The sequence below is a fragment of the Sphingomonas sp. FUKUSWIS1 genome (assembly GCF_000733135.1).
GTDB lineage: Bacteria > Pseudomonadota > Alphaproteobacteria > Sphingomonadales > Sphingomonadaceae > Sphingomonas > Sphingomonas aerolata.
In genome coordinates this window covers 17,511-19,708 of sequence record NZ_JPJC01000252.1, presented here as the reverse complement: position 1 = coordinate 19,708, position 2,198 = coordinate 17,511, and the positions used below count along the sequence as shown (strand labels likewise).

At 66.5% G+C, this 2,198-nt stretch carries 4 protein-coding genes; 1 reads left to right on the top strand and 3 read right to left on the bottom strand.

Translation table 11 applies throughout. From position 1 onward, the window contains the following. Positions 1-232 (top strand): tyrosine-type recombinase/integrase (locus sphsw_RS16075; protein ID WP_031441514.1); only part of this gene is annotated, 232 nt, incomplete at its 5' end. 7 nt (positions 233-239) lie between these two features. On the opposite strand, the gene sphsw_RS16070 is transcribed toward sphsw_RS16075, so the two are convergent. From sphsw_RS16070 to sphsw_RS16060, 3 genes are all read right to left on the bottom strand, one after another. Beyond that, a complete protein-coding gene (locus tag sphsw_RS16070; protein WP_031441513.1) occupies positions 240-839 on the bottom strand; it encodes a DedA family protein in 600 nt (199 codons plus the stop codon). Between the two features lie 86 nt (positions 840-925). After that, positions 926-1,879, bottom strand: coding sequence for a glutathione synthase (gshB, locus tag sphsw_RS16065; protein ID WP_031441512.1), 954 nt, complete (start codon positions 1,877-1,879; stop codon positions 926-928). Between the two features lie 64 nt (positions 1,880-1,943). Beyond that, on the bottom strand, positions 1,944-2,198 hold a 255-nt coding region (locus sphsw_RS16060; protein WP_031441511.1), incomplete at its 5' end, for a YraN family protein.

Here is a 2,198-nt window from a genome sequence, read left to right as displayed (position 1 = left end):
GATCGTGCGCCGCGCGGTCCGCGGGGCCCGCGGGCGGCTCGGGCTGGGCGAGCGGACGACGCCGCACGCACTGCGCCACAGTTTCGCGACGCATCTGCTGGGACGCGGGGCGGACCTGCGCGCGTTGCAGGAGCTGCTCGGCCATGCGAGCCTCAGCTCGACGCAGATCTATACGCAGGTCGACGCCGCGCATCTGATGGACGTGTACCGCAACGCGCATCCGCGGGCGTAGCGCAAGGTCAGCCTTTCGGCTTCCATGTCAGCACGCGCCAGCCATAGGCCAGCGCGATGATGACGAACGTCGCGACCGAGACAGGGCCGACATAGCGGTCGAGCTGCTGGAACCGCGAGCCGAGCAGGATGCCGGCATAGGCGAGCACGGTGTTCCAGATCGCGCTGCCCGCAGCGGTCCAGATCACGAACTTCCACAACGGCATGTACGTCATCCCGGCCGGGAGCGAGATGATCGTCCGGAAGGTCGGCATGAAGCGGAAGACGAAGATCACCCAGCCGCCGCGCTTCACGAAGAAGCGGTGGACCTTCTCGATATCCGACCATTCGATCGTCAGCCAGCGGCCATGCCGCTCGACGAACGGACGGAAGCGCTCGTAGCCGATGTTCCGGCCGATATAATACCAGAAGTAATTGCCCGCGACCGATCCGACCGTCCCCGCGACGATCAGCGGCACGACCGCCATATGGCCGCGCGCGACGGCAATGCCGCCGAGCCCCATGATCACCTCGGACGGTACGGGCGGGACGATATTCTCGAGCGCCATCAGCAAAAAGATGCCGAAATAGCCGCCCCAGGCGATCAGGTTGATGATGAATTCGGTCATGGCTAACCGATACTTCCGGGATGCCGCATCTGTTCCCTCGACAGCGCGGTCGCACCATCCCGGCGTGAACCGGGATGGTGGTTTTCCTACCGCGCCGCGACCTTCGCCTCGATCGCGTCCCAGATCATCGCGGAGACGTCGGTGCCGTCGAACCGCTCGATCGCGACGATGCCGGTGGGCGAGGTGACGTTGATCTCGGTCAGCCACTTGCCGCCGATCACGTCGATGCCGACGAATAGCAGCCCGCGCTTCTTGAGTTCCGGTCCGAGGACCGCGCAGATCTCGCGCTCGGTCGGGGTCAGCTCGGTCTTTTCCGCCGAGCCGCCGACCGCGAGGTTGGAGCGGATCTCGCCCTCGCCCGGCAGGCGGTTGATCGCGCCGGCGACTTCGCCGTCGACCAGCACGATGCGCTTGTCGCCCTTGGCCACGTCGGGAAGGAACGCCTGGACCATGTGCGGCTCGCGCCACGTCATGTTGAACACCTCGATCAGCGCGGACAGGTTGGCACCGTCCGATTCGACCTTGAAGATCGCCTTGCCGCCATTGCCGTGGAGCGGCTTGATCACGATTGCGCCGTGTTCGGCCAGGAAGGCGCGCGCCTCGTCGAGGCTGCGCGTGACGAGCGTTGGCGGCATGAACTGCGGATAGTCGAGCACGAACACCTTTTCGGGTGCGTTGCGGACCTGTGCCGGGTCGTTGACGACCAGCGTCTTGCCGGCGATCCGCTCGAGCAGATGCGTCGCGGTGATGTAGCCGAGATCGAAGGGCGGGTCCTGCCGCATGAGCACGACGTCGGCCTCGTCACCGAGATCGAGGTTCACCGGCTCGCCGACGCTGAAGTGATCGCCGGTCACGCGCTGCACGGTGACGGGGTGCGCCTTCGCCCAGACCCGGCCGTCGCGGTAGTTGAGATCCTCCGCGGCATAATGGAACAGCCGGTGCCCGCGGTCCTGTGCGGAGAGCATCAGCGCGAAGGTCGAATCGCCCGCGATATTGATGCTGTCGAGCGGGTCCATCTGGACGGCGACGGTGAGGCTCATGCGTCTTCCTTCTATACGGTCGAGCGCATGTAGGTGCGCGCGGGCCGCAAGTCACCCGACCCGCTCAGCCGATCCATGCATTCTCGATATGGCGGGGGCGCGTGCCGGGCGCGAGCAGGATGACGTCGACGCGAATGTCGTCGCCGGGCCCGGCATAGCGCGGCATCAAAAACTCTGCCGCCGCGGCGACCCGCGCGAGCCGCCGCTCGTCGATCGCGAAGTCGAGTTCGGCGGCGGTCGCGCGCGTCTTCACCTCGACGAACGCGATGAGCGTCCCCTTGCGCGCGACGATGTCGACCTCGCCCGCAGGCGTCCGCAC

Bases quoted from the DNA above. Each gene is read 5' to 3' on its own strand.
- gshB (WP_031441512.1), bottom strand. From the start codon at position 1,879: ATGAGCCTCACCGTCGCCGTCCAGATGGACCCGCTCGACAGCATCAAT.
- sphsw_RS16070 (WP_031441513.1), bottom strand. From the start codon at position 839: ATGACCGAATTCATCATCAACCTGATCGCCTGGGGCGGCTATTTCGGC.